The following is a 19,160-nucleotide window of genomic DNA, read 5'->3' on the forward strand; positions in this document are numbered from 1 at the left end:
TGGGGTGGACGATGGGGCTCGAACCCACGACCACCGGAATCACAATCCGGGGCTCTACCAACTGAGCTACGCCCACCACAGCGTAAAATAAATGGTGCGGACGGAGAGACTCGAACTCTCACACCGTGAGGCACCAGAACCTAAATCTGGCGTGTCTACCAATTCCACCACGTCCGCAACACAGCTTAGAGATTGGGGTGGACGATGGGGCTCGAACCCACGACCACCGGAATCACAATCCGGGGCTCTACCAACTGAGCTACGCCCACCATATCTCTAAATCAAGACTTCAACTTCCTAAGGCAACATCTTCGTGGCACGCCCGGCAGGGCTCGAACCTGCAGCCTACGGCTTAGAAGGCCGTTGCTCTATCCAGTTGAGCTACGGGCGCCTTGTTGCCCGCCCTTAACGCCTGCAAATCCACTTCCCATGCGGTCTGTATCAGTGCCGTCGTTCAAGGTGGTGCGAATATTATAGAGCCGATTTTCGGGCGTCAACACTTTTTTTATTTTTTTTAATGAAATAAACAGGTTAGCCCAGATTCGATGCGCAAAATTCAACCAACGAAGGCGCGTATCCCACGGTTTATCCTTTTAGCCAAACCAAAGGCCCTTGGCCCTGACTGTCAACCATGAGAGAATTTGCGCCAGTGAAAAATCGTTTTATAGGACAGCATCCTCACTATGAGCGCAAAGATAATAGACGGCAAAAAAATTGCCGCTGATGTACGTCGCAAGGTCGCAGAAGGCATCCAACAGCGAATCGCATCAGGCAAAGCTGCCCCCTGCCTGGCAGTGATCCTGGTCGGCGCTGACCCCGCCTCACAGGTGTACGTACGAAACAAAAAGAACGCCTGTAAAGAAGTAGGCATCGACTCCCGCTCCTACGACCTCCCTGAAGACACCACCCAGAATCAACTTCTAGACCTGGTAGACGAACTGAACGCCGACCCTTCCGTACACGGCATCCTGCTTCAGTTGCCACTACCAGAACACCTGGACGGAAACGAAATCCTCGAACGCATCCGCCCGGACAAAGACGTAGACGGTTTTCACGCATTTAATCTGGGGCGTCTGGCACAGCGCATGCCAGCCCTGCGCCCTTGCACACCAAAAGGTGTGATGACCTTGCTGGAGTCCACCGGTGTTGGCATGCACGGCCAGGAAGCAGTCGTTGTAGGGGCCTCAAACATCGTAGGACGTCCGATGTCGCTGGAACTGCTGTTGGCGGGCTGCACGGTCACCACAACCCACCGCTTCACCCGCAACCTGCCTGAACACGTAGGCCGCGCGGATATCGTTATTGTTGGCGTGGGCATTCCAGGCCTGGTCAAAGGTGAATGGATCAAAGAAGGCGCGATTGTCATCGACGTAGGCATCAACCGCCTGGATGACGGTCGCCTGGTCGGCGACGTGGAATACGATATCGCTGCAGAACGTGCTGGCTGGATAACACCCGTACCCGGTGGAGTTGGCCCAATGACCGTTGCCACACTGATGGAAAACACATTGGAAGCGGCAAACAACCTGGACTGACCCAGTCGTTAAAACAGGCCTGGATTGCATTCCCGTCCAGGCCTACCACCCTTCTTCGCCAACCGAAATTTGCACCAAAAAGCCGAACAATAGACCGAGAACAACCAGCTAGAAAATCAGCCGACAGTCGGGGCCTGCAGTCTAAATATGGATACCAGACGCAAACAGCATAGCCGGTGGAGCCTTTACCTTATCCCTGCCACCGTCCTGCTAATCGCACTGCTTGCGACATACAATGCAAGCGCCTATAACGCGAAGCGCAACACGGAACAGTTTGAATCCCGCTTTAACGCACTTGCCAGTCAAACCACACTGCTAATCCAGGAAAAACTTGATCGCTACCCACTGCTCCTGAAAACCACCCGAGCACTGGTACTGAGCCACTTGGACAACCTTTCTGATCATTGGTCTAGCTACTTCAAAGAAGCCAATCTGGATCTCGACGGCAATGGCATTATTGGCCTAACGTTCACACGGTACATCGATAACGAGCAACGTGATCTCTTTATCAAGCAGCAACGTAGCCTGCTGAACGACCCCGACTTCAAACTGTTCCCAGAGAGCAACCACAGCAACTCCTTTGTATTGATGCATGCTGTACCGACAAGCATTATCCAGCGCGTGCGAGGGTACGATATCGGCACCGAGGAAAAACGCCGCTTTGCGGCGGAACGCGCAAAAAACATGGGTAGCTTGGCACTGTCTGAACCGATTTCACTGCTACCTACGGAGCAACACTCAGTCGACTATCTGTTTCTGATGCCAGTCGAAAGCGTCAATCCGAACGACATGTACAGCCCGCTGTTTCACGGCTGGGTGACAATAGGCTTCAGCCTGAGCAAGCTACTGGAAGAAACGCTGAATCAGGCCGACCCTATGCTACACGTGAACGCCGTAGATGAACGCGTAGGCCACACCGCAATTTACGACAGCCACCCGGAAGAATCCGTCGGCCGAGATTTAAACCCATTTCAACTGAAGCATACGTTGGAACTCAGCCGTCAGCGCATTGATCTGTACTACACCCCATTAAACAGCTTTTCATCCACCGGAATTCCTGGACGGCACGATAGCAAAACCTTGCTTGCAGGCACCACAATCAGCATCCTGAGCGCGCTTGCCTGCTTCCTTCTGCTGGGCGGTCGTGCAAGCGCGTTGCGCCAGGCAGAAGCGATGACCCGCATCTCACACGACAGCAACAGCCGCTACCAGACACTGTTCGAAAGCTCACCTGAAGCCATTATCCTCAGCGTGAAAAACCGCATCATTCTGGCAAACAGTTCGGCTGTCACTTTGCTGGGCGAGAACACAATCGAAGACCTGATCGGCAAGGACGTGCTGGACATAGCCACCGCCAGCAACCGCAACTCTGCCCAAGAGTTGATGACATCCCTTTCTCAGGGCGGCGACAAGGCACCTCCACTTGCGGTACCACTTGTTCGTGCAGACGGCACCACGTTTGACGCTGAGATGAGCATGTCTCGCACCACCTACGACGGCGCAGTTGCCATTCAACTGATATTTCGCGATATCTCCGATGCGAAGCAGCGCCGCAATGCCGCCAAGATTGCGCAAAAAGTCCTTGAGCACACGACTGAAGCGATTATGGTGACAGACAACAACGCCCGCATCATTCTCACCAACCCGGCGTTTACCGCATTAACCGGCTACACCGAAAAGCAGGCACTGAACCAGAAAACCAGTCTGTTACGCTCTGGCCATCATGATGCGGACTTCTACGCTGTGCTATGGAAAGACCTGCAGCATACCGGCCAGTGGGTGGGCGAGATCGCCAATCGCAAGCGCAGCGGCGAAGTCTATATTCAGAAAACAAACATCTCAGCGGTATACGACAAAGGCGGTGATATCAGCCACTTTGTCTGCGTAATGAGCGACATCACGGAGCAGAAACGTACATTTGACACCATCCGCTTCCAGGCGTTACACGATACCCTGACCAAACTACCAAATCGCATCCACTTCGAGGCACGTGCGGAAAAGGTGCTCGCTCGCGCACGCCTCACCGGGGGTTACTTCGCGATCCTCTTCATCGACCTGGACGACTTCAAGCCGATCAACGACACTCACGGACACCTGCTGGGCGACAAACTGCTTATCGCTCTTGCAGACAAGCTTTCAGCGGCGCTGCGCCCGTCCGACATGGTGTCACGCATTGGGGGCGATGAGTTCCTGGTACTGGCCGACGAACTGACGCGACCGGAAGAGGCTCACCAGTTAGCTAAGCGCCTGATGCAGATGATCGGAGCGCCGGTCGTGATCGACGACATCGAGCTCAGAGTCAGCGCCAGCATCGGCATCTCGCTCTATCCAACCTCGGGAGACAACATTGACGACCTGATTCATGCAGCCGACCAGGCGATGTATCGTGCCAAGAACCGCGGCAAGAACCAGATCACCTCTGCGGATCCGAACACATTAAACCTGATAGACGGATAACAAGTACGCGCAGGCCCGATTGTGCTACGCTCACCGGATCATGCAGCATGGAGACCCCGTATGAAGCCCGGCAAAAAGAGCATACTGCTTAGCCTGATCGCTGTGCTTATTTTGATTTTTTTTCTTTTTGACCTGAGCCGCTTCTTCGATTTTGCCTATATCAAATCCCAGCAGACAAGCCTCAGCACCTTCGTAGAGAACAACCTCTGGCTGAGCACTGGTATCTACTTTACCGTCTACGTAGTTTCTACGGGCTTATCACTGCCAGGGGCGGCGGTACTTACCCTGCTGGGCGGTGCGCTTTTCGGCACACTGACCGGCTCCATCGTAGTATCATTCGCAAGCACCTTTGGTGCTACCCTGGCATTTTGGGTCGCACGCTACATCGCTCGCGGCTTTGTCAGCCGCCGCTTCTCCCGTCTACTGGAGCCGATCAACGACGGCATCGCGCGTGACGGCATCTTTTACCTTCTGACCCTGCGACTGATCCCGCTATTTCCATTCTTTGCGATCAATCTGGTAATGGGCGTTACCAACATGCCGGTACGCACCTATTACTGGGTTAGCCAGTTGGGGATGTTGCCTGCGACCATTATCTACGTAAACGCTGGCACCCAACTGGCAGCACTGGAGAGCACGCAGGACATTCTCTCACCCGCACTCCTGGGTTCGCTGGCTTTGCTGGGCATATTTCCCTGGATCGCCCGCTTTGCCGTCAAGGTCGTACAACGCGAGCGAATCTACCGCAAGTTCAGCAAGCCTAGCCAATTCGACCGCAATCTGATTGTGATCGGCGCGGGTGCCGGTGGCCTGGTGACCGCCTATATCGCGGCCGCAGTAAAGGCAAAGGTCACACTGATCGAAAAGAACAAGATGGGGGGCGACTGCCTGAATACCGGCTGCGTGCCGTCGAAAGCTCTGATTCGAACCAGCCGCTTTCTGTCTGATACGCGCAACGCCGAGCAACTTGGTATCCGCAAGACAGAGGTAGAGTTTGATTTCCCACAGATTATGCAGCGCGTGCATGACACCATCAAAAAGATCGAACCGCACGACTCAGTAGAACGCTATGAAAAACTCGGCGTTGAGTGCATCTCCGGCACCGCCAAACTGACCTCCCCCTGGGAAGTAGAGATCAACGGTCAGCGCCTGACGGCTCCCAATATCGTACTGGCCACCGGCGGTCGCCCAAAAATCCCTGATATTCCAGGCATCAATGATGTTCAGCCACTCACTTCCGATACCCTGTGGGAGCTGGATGAACTGCCGCCACGCCTGCTGATTCTTGGCGCTGGCGCCATCGCCTGCGAACTGGGTCAGTGCTTCAACCAGTTCGGCAGCCAGGTCACTATTGCACTACGCGGCGAACAGATACTGTCCCGTGAAGACAGCGATGCCGCACAACTGGTTGCAGACAGACTGAGCAATGAAGGGATCGACATCCGCTACGCACACAAACCGAAGGAGTTCAGGAAAACTGATCATGGCTTTGAAATGGTTGCCAGCCATAACGGCGATCAAGTCGTTGTAGGGTTTGACCGACTGCTTGTCGCCACCGGACGCATCGCCAACCTCGAAGGCCTTGGACTGGAACAACTCGGCATCGACACCCAAGACCGCGACCTACTGGAGGTCGACCGTTTCCTGCAAACGCGCTGCCCAAACATTCTCGCTTGTGGCGATCTGGTCGGCCCGCACCAGTTCACACACGCCGCTGGCCATCAGGCCTGGTATGCAGCCGTCAACGCGCTCTTCGGCAAGGTAAAAAAGTTTGCAGTCGATCACCGCTATATACCATTTACCACCTACACATCGCCGGAAGTCGCGCGCATAGGCCTGAACGAAAAAGAAGCGTCTGCAAAAGGTATTCGTTATGAAGTCACGCGCTACGACCTGTCTGACCTGGACCGGGCAATTACCGATGCAACCGACTATGGCATGGTCAAAGTACTTACTGTTCCCGGCAAGGATAGCATTCTGGGCGTAACCCTGGTGGGCGCTCACGCGTCCGACATGCTGGCAGAGTTCGCGCTGGCGATGCGACATGGACTGGGCCTGAACAAAATCCTGGGCACGATCCACGCCTACCCAACCTTCCCGGAAGCGAATAAATTTGCAGCAGGTGAATGGAAACGTGCCCATGCACCAGAGAAACTATTGAAGTGGGTAGAGAAATACCACCGCTGGCGTCGCGGCGAGAAGCAGGACGCAACGAGTCCACAACCAGCTAACGAGGTAACGCCCGACAAATAACCCGGCGCAACTCTAAAGTCTGATGAGGCGTTTTAGCCTTCGCACTAACAGGCACCCCGCATAGGGTGCCGCCTGTCGCAGCCAGTACCATTGATAACGCAGCGTTAAGCTCAGCCAGCCCGCACTACGATACTTGCGCGCACTGGTCTCCAGATCGCAGGGCAGCATATGCGCCCCCACACCTTGTAAACGCAGCAGCCAAACCAGAACATGATCCTCCCCGTAAGGGATAGCTTCTGGATATCCACCCACCTCGCGGAACCGCTTAACAGGCAGACAAAAACCCTGATCCCCAAACGGCACACCCAGTACTCGGGTACGCAGATTTGCACCCAACGCATTCATCCCTACCGGCCCCTGGCCATCCCCGGCAAAACGCAATCGATAGCAAAGCAGCGTATCCGGGCTTTGCGCCAACACCTGCTCGAGTGCCTGGACCACCGCACAAGTCAGGACCGAGTCGACATGCAAAAACCAAAGATACTGACCCTGGGCTTTTTCCGCAGCGGCATTCATTTGTTGTGCTCGCCCGGTGGGCGCTACGATCATTTCAGCATGCCGCGGCAGATCCAACATGGTTTTGAGGGACTCACTCTCAGGACACAACGCAATAATTACCTGCCAGGAACTAGGCAACAGGTTAAGCCGAGCGAACAGAGGCGCGTCAGGAGACTCCGCCGGCCCAACCGGAATGATCACGGAGACCCGCATCACATCTCGCTGCAACTGGAACCGTATTTAAAACAGCTGAAACAGCGATGATGCTTCATGCTGATACGCGCACCCAGTGCTTCGCGCATGGTGCCGCCCAGATCGTATTCACGATCGTCATCCACAAGCGTGCAGGCATACACCCGCATCCGCCCATCCTGCTTCACGACCATTTTGCTGAAGGCACACATGAATGACGCGCGGCTTTCTTCCGTATGATATTGGGTCATACAGTTGGTGCTGATATCGGGTCCGGAGCCATTGCTACCCGGAGGCAGAAAATCGGGAAAGGCAACAAAGGTAACGTCATGACTGATACCCTGTTCACGAAACAGCTCACAATATGCACTTTCGACGGAGCCTTTATCTTCATCCGGCTGCATATGTCGCGCGATGGACACCTGAAATCCACGTGACTGCAGCATACGAATACCATCCAGCGCACTTAGAAAGCTACCCTCGCCACGGCCCTCATCATGCTCGACCTCTACCGGCGAGTCCAGACTGACACGAAAGCTCACCGGATTCGGCGCATCTCGAAGCAGATCCAGTTGATCAATACGCTTCTGAAGCGCTTCGGTACCGTTCGTTAACACCAGACAAGGCTTATGCGCCGATGCGAAGTGGAGGATTTTCACAAAGTCCTTCGCCAGGAACGGCTCCCCACCCGTAAAAGAGAACTGCTCTACACCTAGCCCCAGTGCCTCATGAATAAATGGTTCAACATCAGCGAACTTCACAAGCCCAAGACGCTGGTCCCCGGGTCCCGATCCCTCCAAACAAAAATCACAGCTGAGATTACAAGCGGTACCGGTGTGAAACCACAACTCCTTCAACCCTGCGGGTTCAATGTAACCACGTCTGGATCCATCTGCTGTTTCATACCAATCTTTACTGCGAATACGCTCCATCTCGACCTCACCCAACAGACGCTTCACAGCGCCTTTACTTCAAACTTCGCCCAACACCCGTTCAACAACCTGCAACAAAGCACGCCGAGCAGTTCGCTCATCCGCTTGCAATGTGCGATGGATTCGCTCCAGATCCATCAGACGATCCACATCCGAGCAGGCCTCGGTCCAAGCAACGCTCTGCTGGTTTTGCTCACAGCCCGCTACCAATGCCCGACCCAAAGTTTCGGTACTCCATGGCATCACCTCTAATGCAGACCACCCGTTGCGTGTTCCCATCAAGGAAACACCGCCGTCTTCGGCTGACGAAAACACCACATCGACCTGATCCAATAAGCCGTCTGCCGCGGCCAGCAAGTCAAGAGACAGCTCCGGCGCATCCGATCCAATCACGATCTGCCGATACTGGCCCCGCTGGCGCAACATACAGTCAATAGACTCTATACGCTTACCAAGGTTTCCAGCGGTTTGCGGTATCACCTCATATTCCCGAGACAAAAGCGTCTCCGCCCAGCCGATCTCCCCAGCGCAGCTCGGTGCTACAACCACCGGACCCGGCCAACGCTGCAGATCCTCCAGAGCACACCCCAGTAACGCCTTGGCGATCTTAAAGGCAGCATCAGTGCCAATCTCTGCCGCAAGTCGCTGCTTACCAAACCCCGGCGCCGGCCTCTTACAAAACAGAATCAGTGTTGTTTCGATCATCTATGCTCTACTTCTTGCATGGACTATGTTTGTCGCCGAAATAAAAAAGGCAGTCTAAAAAGACTGCCTTTTATAAGCGTATCGGATCAACCTTCCCTAAACCAGGTTGTACCTTCGCGGGAGTCTTTCAGGATGACGCCCTGCTCCGCGAGCTCGTCACGGATGCGATCGGCTTCAGCAAAATTGCGATCTTTCTTCGCCTGAGCACGCTGCTCGATCAGCGTTTCAATTTCAGCGGAACCCAGCTCACCTTCTTTGTCCTCACCCTTCAGGAACGCATCAGGTTCCTGCTGCAACAGCCCCAGAATACCTGCCAGACGCTTCAGCTGGGCCGCCAGCTTACCGGCATCCTCGCTGCCTTCACGGCTTGCAATATTCAGTTCGGTTACCAGCTCGAACAGTACCGCCATCGCTTTTGGCGTATTAAAGTCATCATCCATCGCCGCAAAGAAACGCTCGTCAAAGTCGTTTTCCAGTGCAGCGTCATTCAGCTCAACACCGCGCAACGCCTGGTAAAAACGTTCCAGGGCACTGCGCGCCTCTTTCAGGCTATCTTCGCTGTAATCGATGTAGCTGCGGTAGTGTACGCTGGACAAGAAGTAGCGGACCACCTCGGCGTTATATTTTTCCAGTACGTCACGGATGGTGAAGAAGTTACCCAGGGATTTGGACATCTTCTCGGAATTCACCCGCACAGGCCCGGCATGCATCCAGGTGTTCACATACTTCACACCGTTCGCAGCTTCAGACTGCGCGATTTCATTTTCGTGATGTGGGAACGGCAGGTCCGGACCACCACCATGAATATCGAAGGTGTTACCCAGGCAGCATTTGGACATCGCGGAACACTCAATGTGCCAGCCCGGACGACCTTTACCCCATGGGGAATCCCAGCTCACTTCACCCTCTTTTGCCGCTTTCCACAGCACGAAGTCCAGTGGGCTCTCTTTAGCATCTTCCACCTCGACACGTGCACCGGAGCGCAGTTCGTCGACGTTTTTATTGGTCAGACGACCGTAGGTCTCGAACTTCTCAACGCGGTAATACACGTCCCCGTTGCTGGCCGCGTAGGCAAAACCCTTATCGATCAGGGTTTGCACCATGTCGACGATATCGCCGATGTGTGCGGTAGCACGCGGTTCCTGGTCCGGACGCAGCACACTCAGACGATCTTCGTCTTCGTGCATCGCGGCGATCATACGTTCGGTCAACTGGTCAACCGTTTCGCCATTCTCAGCAGCGCGTTTGATGATCTTGTCATCTACGTCGGTGATGTTACGTACGTAATCAACATCCCAGCCACGTGCACGCATGTAGCGGGTAATCACGTCAAAACACACCATGACACGTGCATGACCGATGTGACAGAGATCGTATACGGTGATACCGCATACGTACATTTTGATCTTGCCCTCTTCCAATGGCGTGAACGGGGCTTTCTCTTTTGTCAGCGTGTTGTAAATCTGCAGCACTGATCTCTCCAATATCTCTGTCTAAATTTACTTCCGCATCTTCGCCCAGGAGTCGCGCAGACCCACGGTACGGTTGAATACCAGCTTCTCGTCGCTGGAGTCCGGATCTACACAGAAGTAACCGGTACGTTCGAACTGGTAGCGGCTCTCAACTTCAGCCCCCTTCATACCGATCTCTGCACGTGCGTCAGACAGGGTTACCAGAGACTCCGGGTTGATGAACTCCTTGAAGTCACGCTCTTTGTCACCATCCGGGTTCTCTACGGTGAACAGACGATCATACATGCGCACTTCACACGGTACGGAGTTGTCTGCAGACACCCAGTGGATTACGCCCTTAGGCTTGTAGTCGACCGGGTTCTCACCTTTGGTCGCCGGATCGTACGTGCACTTCAGCTCAACCACATTACCGCTGGCATCTTTGATCACCTCTTCACAAGTAATCACGTAGCTGCCACGCAGACGTACAGCAACACCCTGGGTCAAACGCTTCCACTTACGTGGCGGCACTTCAGCAAAGTCTTCCTGCTCAATCAGCAGATTACGGGTAAATGGAACCTTGCGTACGCCCATGGATTCATCTTTAGGGTGCACCGGCACCTCGAACCACTCTTCCTCACCCTCTTCGTAGTTGGTGATGGTCACTTTCAATGGCTGGGTCACAACCATCGCACGCGGCGCGTTCTTATCCAGATCGTCACGGATCGACGCTTCCAGCATGCCCATGTCCACGGTGCTGTTGGAACGTGTTACACCGATGCTGTCACAGAAGTTACGAATGGACATCGGTGTGTAACCTCGACGACGCAGCCCGGAGATAGTTGGCATACGGGGATCGTTCCAGCCCCCTACAATAGCCTCGTCTACCAGCTGCTTCAGCTTACGCTTGCTCATCACCAGGTAGTTGATGTTCAGGCGGGCAAATTCCGTCTGCTTCGGCTGAGCCGGCACCGGAAGGTTTTCGATAAACCAGTCGTACAGTGGACGGTGCTCTTCGAATTCCAGCGTACACAGAGAGTGTGTAATACCTTCAATCGCATCAGACTGACCGTGTGCGAAGTCGTAAATCGGGTAGATGCACCATTTGTCACCGGTCTGGTGGTGAGACTTGTGCAAAATTCGGTACAGCATTGGATCGCGCAGGATCATGCTTGGGGACTGCATATCGATCTTAGCGCGCAGTGCGCAAGCACCTTCAGCAAACTCCCCGTTGCGCATCTTCTCGAACAGCTCCAGGTTTTCCTCAACGGAACGGTCGCGGTACGGACTGTTTTTACCTGGTGTAGTGAAATTGCCGCGGTATTCACGCGCTTCTTCAGGGCTTAGATCACAAACGTAAGCCTTGCCCTCTTTGATCAGGTACACCGCCCAGTCAAACAGCTGCTGGAAGTAGTCGGAGGTGTAACGCACCTCGCCATCCCACTTAAAGCCGAGCCAGGTAACGTCAGATTTGATCGCATCTACGTATTCCTGCTCTTCTTTCTCAGGGTTTGTGTCGTCAAAACGCAGGTTACATACACCGTTAAACTTCTCAGCTGTACCGAAGTTCAGACAGATCGATTTGGCATGACCGATGTGCAGATAGCCGTTCGGCTCAGGTGGGAAACGGGTCACTACCTTGGTGTGAACGCCATTTGCCAGATCTTCTTCGATCATCTGATGGATAAAGTTGGAAGCCTTGATGGTTTCGTTATTGCTCATATTTAACGTCTTGTCGCCACTATTCGCTACTTCAGAAGCCCAGTACGCGGGCACTTTTATTGCGAGCCATTATAAACAGATCACCGCTTGAAAGCATCGTCAAGCGGACCCTAATTGCTTGATTGGAGGGTAAAATTACATCTCACATCGTCGAAGCTAGATGCGCTCGCATTCTACTTGAGTATAATGAGGCAAAAAACCAGTCAGAATCGGGAAAAATTATAATGATCATCTTGCAGACCAACCTGGGTGATATCACTCTGGAACTGGATTATGAAAAAGCGCCTAAAACAGCGGAAAACTTTGAACAGTACGTTCGCGATGGCTTTTATGACGGTGTGATCTTCCACCGCGTAATCAACAACTTCATGATTCAGGGCGGTGGCTTCGAGCCGGGCATGGTACAGAAAGACACCCGTGCACCGATTGAAAACGAAGCAGACAACGGCCTCACCAATAAGAAGTACACCATCGCCATGGCACGCACCATGGATCCACACAGTGCGTCTGCACAGTTCTTCATCAACGTTGCTGACAACAACTTTCTGGACCACTCCGCAAAAACAATGGAAGGCTGGGGTTACACGGTATTCGGTAAGGTCGTTGAAGGCGAAGACGTGGTCGACAAGATCAAGGGTGTTTCCACCACTATCCGCGCGGGCCACCAGGACGTGCCGGTTGAAGATGTAATTATTACTTCCGCAACCGTAAGCGAGTAAGCACACGCGTCTATGCGCACCCTCTTCATCTCTGATATCCATCTGAGTGATCAGCGCCCGGACCTAACCCGGGCGCTGCTGCATTTTCTGGACGACATCACAGGCGATTGCGATCAGCTTTACCTGCTTGGCGACATATTTGACGCCTGGATCGGGGACGACTTTGTCCACCCGGATCTGGAACCCGTCATTCATCGCCTAGCCGCGCTCAGCGAAAGCGGTACTGCTCTCTTCTTCCAGCATGGCAACCGGGATTTTCTAGTCGGCCAAACCTTCGCCGACCGAATCAACGCCACCCTGCTTCCGGAAGAGATCAGCATTACACTGCCAGATGGTCAGCATGCACTTATCATGCATGGCGACCAGCTCTGTATCGATGATACCGAGTACCAGCAGTTTCGCGCTCTGGTCAGAAATCCGGCTTGGCAAGCAAACTTCCTCAGCAAGCCTCTTGAAGAACGCCTTGAGATAGCTCGCAATCTGCGCGCCGCGAGCAAAGAGAAAACGGCCGGAAAAGCACTGGAAATTATGGACGTTAATGCAGAGCGCGTTCGCACTGCTTTGCAAAACGCCAACAGCCAACTGCTGATTCATGGCCACACCCATCGGCCAGCAGTGCATCACCAACAGATTGATAGCAACAGCGGCTGCCGCATTGTGTTGGGCGACTGGGATACCGATTTTTGGTACCTGAGCTGCACTAAAGATGGCTGCGAACTTCTGCACCAACCGGTAGAAACAAACTGACCCGCATTTGCGGGCCAGTTTTACGATCTCGAGTTTGTCTTTTACACGCCTGACAAATCAATGCCAGGAAGGCGCTCCACTGTGGAAGCGAAACTCATCATCCTCGGACAGAATCAACTCATTCTCTTTCTCGCGGAAAAACTCAATCCGCTCATCAATCGGCTCACCTGAATACTGGCGCGCAAGCCCCAGATAATCCTGATAGTGACGCCCCTCTGACTTCAGAAGGGAGCGGTAGAATTTGGCCAGCTCATCATCCAAAAACGGTGCCAGCTTCGCAAAACGCTCACACGAACGCGCCTCGATATAGGCACCGATAATCAGAATATCGATCAGACGCCCAGGTTCGGAAGTACGAACGTGATCACGCAGACCGCCTGCGTAGCGCGCAGATGAAAGGTGTCCGTACTGAATATCACGCGCATCCATCAGCTCCAGCACCTGCTCGAAGTGGATTAACTCTTCACGCGCCAAGCGAGACATCTTGTTCAGTAGCTCCGGGCGATCTACATAACGAAACATCAGCGTCATTGCGGTTGAAGCCGCTTTCTTTTCACAGTGCGCATGATCAATCAGCAGAATATCCTGCTGCTTCACCGCCTCACTGATCCAGCTATCCGGTGTTTCACAGCCAAGAAACCCTTTGATCTCTTCAAGTACTTCCACTCAAAACCTCTGAACTTTAACGATTCGCTTTTACACCCCACTCACACGCTAGAAACGCAAATGAAGCAGGCGCACGATTATACCTATCTCCTGACTGACCACAAATCAGCCAGGATTATGTCGACGACTCAGTACAAAAACAAAAAAGCCCCGTTGAGAACGAGGCTTTCCAACATAACCAGACGGGGACTTATTCGATAACCAGAGTATCGATCAAATCAATCATAAACTCCGTCTCTTCCTCACTCATCGGCTCCCACGCCTCCAGATTCATACTCTGAAGAACCCCTTTGCCCTTTTCATCTTTATGCATGGAGAACAAGCGCTCTTCAAGTCGCGGGATAAACTCCTGCATTGTCGGACCAACCAGCAACGAGTGATGCACCACACTGATCTGACTGCTCACCAATACCTTCATCTGGTTTTTGATCAAATCGGACAACTCGTCAAATGCATCCTTCAGGAAGAAACCAACGTCCGCCTCTCCCTTGAGCAGGTTCTTTGCAACTATCACGTACGTATCAACTTCCTTGGTCGTAACATTGCTACCATCCAGATCGGCCGGCTCAAGCATGATCATACCCATAGTATGAACATCAGGGTCATCTGTCGTAGCCACGGTAATACCGGCCTGCAACTCCTCCACCGTATTTATCGGAGAATCCACATGCACAGCAATCACCGTCTCATCCGGACGCGCTTGCGGACGCGCAATCGCCCTGAAGCCCATTTCACGCACCAGCATAGACGCATCGTACGGGTTAGCGTAAATCAGATCGACTTTATTGTTGCGAATATCCTCGCGCTGCTGCTCAAAGCAATCATAAAGCTCCAGGTGTACCCCAACATCAAGTTGACGCTGCAACCAGGTGTTGAAAAAGTACCAACCTGAAATGTGATCCGGAGCGAAGTCCGGACTAACGGTCAGGTTATATGCCATTTCAGTACTCCTTTACATCAGGGTTGCGTAGAGCTCTTCGCTCTCCTTGATTTTGCTTCGAGACGGCTTACGGCGCACAGACGTGTAACCTACCAGCTTGCCGTTGCGGATATTTGGAATCACCGTGGCTTTTACCCAGTAGTAAGAACCATCTTTACGCAGGTTCTTCACATACCCATGCCACTTTTTACCCGCCTCGATGGTTTCCCAAAGGCCAGCAAAAGCAACCGCCGGCATGTCCGGATGGCGCAGGATATAGTGATTCACACCGATCAACTCATCACGGGTGTAACCAGACATATCAACGAACGCCTGGTTAGCATGAGTAATTATCCCCTTTGAATCGGTACGCGAAACGATCAACTTGCCATCTGGATACGGCACTTCACGGTCCACAATAGTCGCCACACGTGATGTCCCGTCAAAGTAGTTGATTGTCACTTCCCGGCATTCACCGGTATCTTGATCTGACATTACAAAAGCCTTGTTACTGATTCTTTCCGTGAGATCTGTAACCCTGCTTAATTACAGGATTTTGCCAATCGCTTCTGCTGCACGCTTTACATCAAGGAAAATCAAACCCAGTCGTGCATTTGGCTTGGCAACAACAGTCAGCACAGAATCGTTGTTTGCGTGAGTCATGAGAATGTAGCCCTGATCACCCTTGACCAGCACCTGCTCCAGCTCGCCACGAGCCAGTTCTCCCGCCGTACGCTCACCGAGAGACAGCATGGCAGCACTCATTGCGCCTACGCGATCCTCGTCCATACCTGAAGGCAGCAATGCAGCAATCATCAAACCATCGGTTGAGATAACTGCAGAAGCTTCGATCTCTGCAGATGTCCCGTTCAGGTCACTCAAAATGGAGGTCAGCATCTCCGAGCGCATAAACGTTCTCCTTTATTTACTAGGGCTTATAGTATCTTTTTATGAATTGTAACTTGTTGATCGTTATCAATAATCCAGATAGCGACGCGCCAACACACTCAGCAGATTCACGAAAGCCTGCTGGTTTAGTTTTGGCATCTCATCAACGATGAGCATGAACTTCTGACTACCCATGTTAATTACCCAGAATCCAACCTGACTCTGGCCAATCGGGTCCAGAATACCCCAAGACTCACCACTGAAGGAAAGCTCCCGATTCAATAACGGGAGGTGACGTTCATGAAGGGAGATCACATCTGCAGCCAATGCGGATAACGACTCTGCATGCGCATCTTCGTAACCACTCGACCCCAGACAGAACCCTTGGTCATCTGCCAGCGCGACCCGACCAGTGCTCGACAACAACGGCAGCAACTCGGGCAACATCTTCTCGACAACTTCATCAACGACCACAACAGGGTTTTCGCTAAGCTCAACAAATCCTTTATCGCGCAGCTTATTGAACAGATCCGCCGCCTGATCCTGATCCAGGTCGGTCAACTCTTCAATTAACTCCTCACTGTAAGGCAACGCGATCTCTGCACTTAATAACTGCAATAAAAGCGCACGCGCATCATCCGGCTCGGAGCTCACTGTCGCATAAAAGGCGCCAGCGGGCGTAATCTGTAAATATTCTGTACGGAAACTATCGTCCAACACTCACTACTCCGCCAAACTCACGCTATTCCTGTAACCATCCCAACGCATCGGCACCAGACATAAAGGCAAACACATAGCGCTGAGGCACGTTCAAAATTCTCACCACATCCAGAGCGGATAAACGATGATCAAACCATAATTCGGCAATCTCCGACGCGTGCGGCATCTCGATCATGCGCGAAAAATCAGGTCGCTCTTTTAGCTTGTAAACCTTTTCTGGATCCATCCGCTGATTCAGGCGACCGCGGGCCGTCCATAGCGCAATTTTCCAGATCATGGCATCACGATCCTGAATAATCTGCTTGTCACCGGCGACCTCCGGTCGAGACACCGCCATATCCAGACGCTCCCCCAGGTCCAGCTCACCAAATCCAAAGCGACTCAGCGCATACTGCAACAGCAGGTCTTCACCAAAATCGCCAAAAAAGCGATCCTCTTCAGGCAGATAAACAAAGCAACGTGGCAATCCGGATATCTCAACCGGTGTATTAGAGAGGCGCGCTTTTTTTACCGCTAGTGGCAGCCAGTAGAGCAGCGCACCATCGGTATTAAAGTAAATACGACGTCGCTCGTCGGGTCGTGTCACATCCACATCAGCCAGATTACCGCAGCAGCGATAGATCATCTCGTCATCATCGATCGCCACGCTGGATTTACGCACCTGTTTAGTCGCAGGTTTTGCCACCGCTTTCGCTTTTGTCGATGAAGGCTCTTCCGGCATCAGCTTAAGCTCACCTATTTCAACAACAGGGACTTTCTCGTTCTTTGTTTCAGCTGCATTGGCCAACTCGCGCGCCTTAACAACGTCTGCCTCGGTGCGTTCTTTAGCAGCCTTCTCTGCCGCCTGTTTCTTTTTCAGTGCCTCTTTCTCAGCCCGTGCCTTTTGCTCAGCTGCTTGTTTTTCTGCAGCTCTTTTTTCCAACACACGCTTCTCGGCCAGCTTTTTATCCGCCAGCGCTTTCCTCTCTGCTGCCCGTTTTTCCGCCGCTTTTTTCTCTGCAGCTTTCCTTAACGCTTCCTGGCGCACAGCTTCCCGACGCTCAGCCTCAAGGCGTTCTGCCTCTTTTCGCTGTTCTTCCCTTTTTTTCGCCTCAATCAGCGCGAGTTCCTTACGTGCCGCTTCCACTCTCTGCTGCGCCTCAAGCTGCTGCTGCCTGGCATTTTCCCTGGCTACGCGTTGCGCTTCTTCTGCCTGGCGTAACAACTCGCGAACTTCACTTTCAGCATCCTTCAGCGTATTTCGCGTCGTAGATGCATGATCATGCTTTCCTGCATCCGTCTCGGGAGCGATTGCAACAGACGCTTCCTGCTCAGTGCTCTGAGGCTGAATGTTTTTTAAAGCTCCCGCTTTTTCTGCTGCGCGCTGAGTCGCCACCTTACCCCGACGCAGTCTTTCACGCATCTGCTGCTTAAGCTGTTCCGCACGCAGTTTTTCACTCTGGATCGAGTCGAGAGTTTCCTGCCCTACTCCTGCGCGTGCCATATAGGTTTTATACGCCTCACTTCCTGAGCTTTCAGACGCCTGCTCGATACCCATAACTGCAGCAACACGCGCTTCCGCTTTTACGCACACTTTGTCGCCACCATCGCCGGTTTCCAACTGTTTCCGGATAGCCTTGATGAGTTCACTGGTGGAATACGGCTTCTTAAGCAACACAAAACCTGGCCACGATAGATCTCTAACACTGATCAAAATGCCCGGCTTGTTGTGTTTTTGCGTATAGGTAACTTTCAACTCGTCAGGGTTTATACCCTGATCACCGTTGACGATAAGGAGATCGGCCTGATCTATGCCGACAATACGTAGGTTGCTTTCCTTGCTTAGAAACAACTCCAAAGAAGCCATTGCAGGACCATCAAAGCCCTTAAGCGCAATCGTCCTTACTTGTGTTCTCTCAATGCTGTCCGTTCCGAGTATGCTCATGGAACAATCCGTCCGTAGTTTACTCTGCCATCGCTACAGCCTGGCTGAAAACTGTCCATTAACCACCACTGCCTTATCAACAGGCAATTCAAGCAAGCAACGACGATTATCTTGTTCGATAGACCGCGCGAGCACCGCTCTTACACGTGGGGTTAACATCGCTGAAACCTGTTCAAAAATCCGTTTTCGAAGAGTAGGCCCTTTTGAATCCAATATCCAGAGCAGATCCATCATCGCACCGGCAAGCTCATCACGCGAACCTAACCCCGTAGCGGCATAGATTCGACGGATATGATTTTTCAGAGAATGCGGGTTACCGGCAACAAAACGCGTGTAGTGGTAGAGGTTGCGCTCACTCTGCGCACCGCGATAGATGAGGTTATCCTGACTCAGCGCTTCAAACGCCGCCTGGATACGGTGGGTCTTATCACTGTTAAGCTCCGCATCCAACTCCCAATCGGATAACGCCGCCCAGATTTGTGAACTCACAGACGCAGTCTCCATACAGAAAATAAAGCCACAACAAGATACCTCATCATTGGCATCTAAAACCATCGTTCATCTACGTTTCACCACTGTTATACGGCGATATCTTGACGAATATCAAACAGTTGTTTGACGCTATTAAAGCACGTAGCAGGCTTCCTGTTCTACCGCGCATTTCAACTTATTAAATAATTTGTTTCACCCAGCAATATCACCCGCAGGCGCGCGAGCAGTCTGGACAGTAAAAAACCATATAATTCAACCCATTAACTATTTAAGCCCTACCCCAAAACCATAACGCATACGCAAAAAGTATGATCCACAGATTGTCGACAATACTTAACTT

Annotated in this window: 17 protein-coding genes and 4 tRNA genes; 5 read left to right on the top strand and 16 right to left on the bottom strand. The window is 52.6% G+C overall.

The window, feature by feature from the left end; genetic code table 11:
- The 4 genes from QKW35_RS14080 to QKW35_RS14095 all read right to left on the bottom strand — a co-directional run bounded on the left by QKW35_RS14080 (position 1) and on the right by QKW35_RS14095 (position 391).
- A tRNA-His gene (locus QKW35_RS14080) sits at positions 1 to 76 on the bottom strand.
- 16 nt (positions 77 to 92) lie between these two features.
- Positions 93 to 177: transfer RNA gene (locus QKW35_RS14085), tRNA-Leu, on the bottom strand.
- 16 nt (positions 178 to 193) lie between these two features.
- Positions 194 to 269: transfer RNA gene (locus tag QKW35_RS14090), tRNA-His, on the bottom strand.
- A gap of 45 nt (positions 270 to 314) precedes the next feature.
- Positions 315 to 391, bottom strand: a tRNA-Arg gene (locus QKW35_RS14095).
- Between the two features lie 292 nt (positions 392 to 683).
- Between QKW35_RS14095 and folD the strand changes: the two genes are divergently transcribed.
- The 3 genes from folD to QKW35_RS14110 all read left to right on the top strand — a co-directional run bounded on the left by folD (position 684) and on the right by QKW35_RS14110 (position 6,245).
- Entirely contained in the window at positions 684 to 1,535 is an 852-nt protein-coding gene (folD, locus tag QKW35_RS14100) for a bifunctional methylenetetrahydrofolate dehydrogenase/methenyltetrahydrofolate cyclohydrolase FolD (RefSeq protein ID WP_282354041.1), read from the top strand.
- Between the two features lie 147 nt (positions 1,536 to 1,682).
- On the top strand, positions 1,683 to 3,992 hold the full coding sequence (locus tag QKW35_RS14105; RefSeq protein ID WP_282354043.1) for a sensor domain-containing diguanylate cyclase: 2,310 nt from the start codon (positions 1,683 to 1,685) through the stop codon (positions 3,990 to 3,992).
- A gap of 60 nt (positions 3,993 to 4,052) precedes the next feature.
- A complete protein-coding gene (locus QKW35_RS14110) occupies positions 4,053 to 6,245 on the top strand; it encodes an FAD-dependent oxidoreductase (RefSeq protein WP_282354046.1) in 2,193 nt (730 codons plus the stop codon).
- A gap of 12 nt (positions 6,246 to 6,257) precedes the next feature.
- Here the strand turns inward: QKW35_RS14110 and QKW35_RS14115 are convergent, their stop codons facing one another.
- From QKW35_RS14115 to QKW35_RS14135, 5 genes are all read right to left on the bottom strand, one after another.
- The gene (locus QKW35_RS14115) at positions 6,258 to 6,956 is read right to left on the bottom strand and encodes a hypothetical protein (protein ID WP_282354048.1); all 699 of its coding nucleotides are present in this window, start codon (positions 6,954 to 6,956) and stop codon (positions 6,258 to 6,260) included.
- The gene (locus QKW35_RS14120) at positions 6,956 to 7,894 is read right to left on the bottom strand and encodes a radical SAM protein (protein ID WP_282354050.1); all 939 of its coding nucleotides are present in this window, start codon (positions 7,892 to 7,894) and stop codon (positions 6,956 to 6,958) included. Before QKW35_RS14120 ends, QKW35_RS14115 begins: the two co-directional genes overlap by 1 nt.
- Positions 7,895 to 7,906: 12 nt before the next feature.
- Positions 7,907 to 8,572 carry a TIGR04282 family arsenosugar biosynthesis glycosyltransferase gene (locus QKW35_RS14125; protein ID WP_282354052.1) on the bottom strand — a complete coding sequence of 222 codons (666 nt, stop codon included), beginning with the start codon at positions 8,570 to 8,572 and terminating at the stop codon, positions 7,907 to 7,909.
- An 86-nt stretch (positions 8,573 to 8,658) separates the two neighbouring features.
- Complete coding sequence (cysS, locus tag QKW35_RS14130) at positions 8,659 to 10,044, bottom strand: cysteine--tRNA ligase (protein ID WP_282354053.1); 1,386 nt, start codon at positions 10,042 to 10,044, stop codon at positions 8,659 to 8,661.
- Between the two features lie 27 nt (positions 10,045 to 10,071).
- The gene (locus tag QKW35_RS14135) at positions 10,072 to 11,745 is read right to left on the bottom strand and encodes a glutamine--tRNA ligase/YqeY domain fusion protein (protein ID WP_282354055.1); all 1,674 of its coding nucleotides are present in this window, start codon (positions 11,743 to 11,745) and stop codon (positions 10,072 to 10,074) included.
- 224 nt (positions 11,746 to 11,969) lie between these two features.
- Here QKW35_RS14135 and QKW35_RS14140 point away from each other — a divergent pair, with 224 nt between their 5' ends.
- Positions 11,970 to 12,464, top strand: a complete 495-nt coding sequence (locus QKW35_RS14140) for a peptidylprolyl isomerase (RefSeq protein ID WP_282354057.1) — start codon at positions 11,970 to 11,972, stop codon at positions 12,462 to 12,464.
- 12 nt (positions 12,465 to 12,476) lie between these two features.
- Positions 12,477 to 13,211 (top strand): UDP-2,3-diacylglucosamine diphosphatase, encoded by a 735-nt coding sequence (locus QKW35_RS14145; RefSeq protein ID WP_282354059.1) that lies wholly within the window; start codon positions 12,477 to 12,479, stop codon positions 13,209 to 13,211.
- 57 nt (positions 13,212 to 13,268) lie between these two features.
- Here QKW35_RS14145 and QKW35_RS14150 read toward each other — a convergent pair whose 3' ends face one another.
- The 7 genes from QKW35_RS14150 to QKW35_RS14180 all read right to left on the bottom strand — a co-directional run bounded on the left by QKW35_RS14150 (position 13,269) and on the right by QKW35_RS14180 (position 18,817).
- A complete protein-coding gene (locus QKW35_RS14150; RefSeq protein ID WP_282354060.1) occupies positions 13,269 to 13,877 on the bottom strand; it encodes a MiaE family protein in 609 nt (202 codons plus the stop codon).
- Positions 13,878 to 14,067: 190 nt separating this feature from the next.
- Positions 14,068 to 14,817, bottom strand: a complete 750-nt coding sequence (locus QKW35_RS14155) for a phosphate/phosphite/phosphonate ABC transporter substrate-binding protein (RefSeq protein ID WP_282354062.1) — start codon at positions 14,815 to 14,817, stop codon at positions 14,068 to 14,070.
- A gap of 12 nt (positions 14,818 to 14,829) precedes the next feature.
- Positions 14,830 to 15,291, bottom strand: a complete 462-nt coding sequence (locus QKW35_RS14160; protein ID WP_282354064.1) for a PAS domain-containing protein — start codon at positions 15,289 to 15,291, stop codon at positions 14,830 to 14,832.
- 51 nt (positions 15,292 to 15,342) lie between these two features.
- Positions 15,343 to 15,705 (bottom strand): roadblock/LC7 domain-containing protein, encoded by a 363-nt coding sequence (locus QKW35_RS14165; RefSeq protein ID WP_282354066.1) that lies wholly within the window; start codon positions 15,703 to 15,705, stop codon positions 15,343 to 15,345.
- A gap of 66 nt (positions 15,706 to 15,771) precedes the next feature.
- Positions 15,772 to 16,404, bottom strand: coding sequence for a hypothetical protein (locus QKW35_RS14170; RefSeq protein ID WP_282354068.1), 633 nt, complete (start codon positions 16,402 to 16,404; stop codon positions 15,772 to 15,774).
- Between the two features lie 22 nt (positions 16,405 to 16,426).
- The gene (locus QKW35_RS14175) at positions 16,427 to 18,328 is read right to left on the bottom strand and encodes a coiled-coil domain-containing protein (RefSeq protein WP_282354070.1); all 1,902 of its coding nucleotides are present in this window, start codon (positions 18,326 to 18,328) and stop codon (positions 16,427 to 16,429) included.
- Positions 18,329 to 18,361: 33 nt separating this feature from the next.
- The gene (locus QKW35_RS14180) at positions 18,362 to 18,817 is read right to left on the bottom strand and encodes a hypothetical protein (RefSeq protein WP_282354072.1); all 456 of its coding nucleotides are present in this window, start codon (positions 18,815 to 18,817) and stop codon (positions 18,362 to 18,364) included.
- Positions 18,818 to 19,160: the final 343 nt, after the last annotated feature.

This window comes from Pontibacterium granulatum (genome assembly GCF_029961155.1).
GTDB lineage: Bacteria > Pseudomonadota > Gammaproteobacteria > Pseudomonadales > Balneatricaceae > Pontibacterium > Pontibacterium granulatum.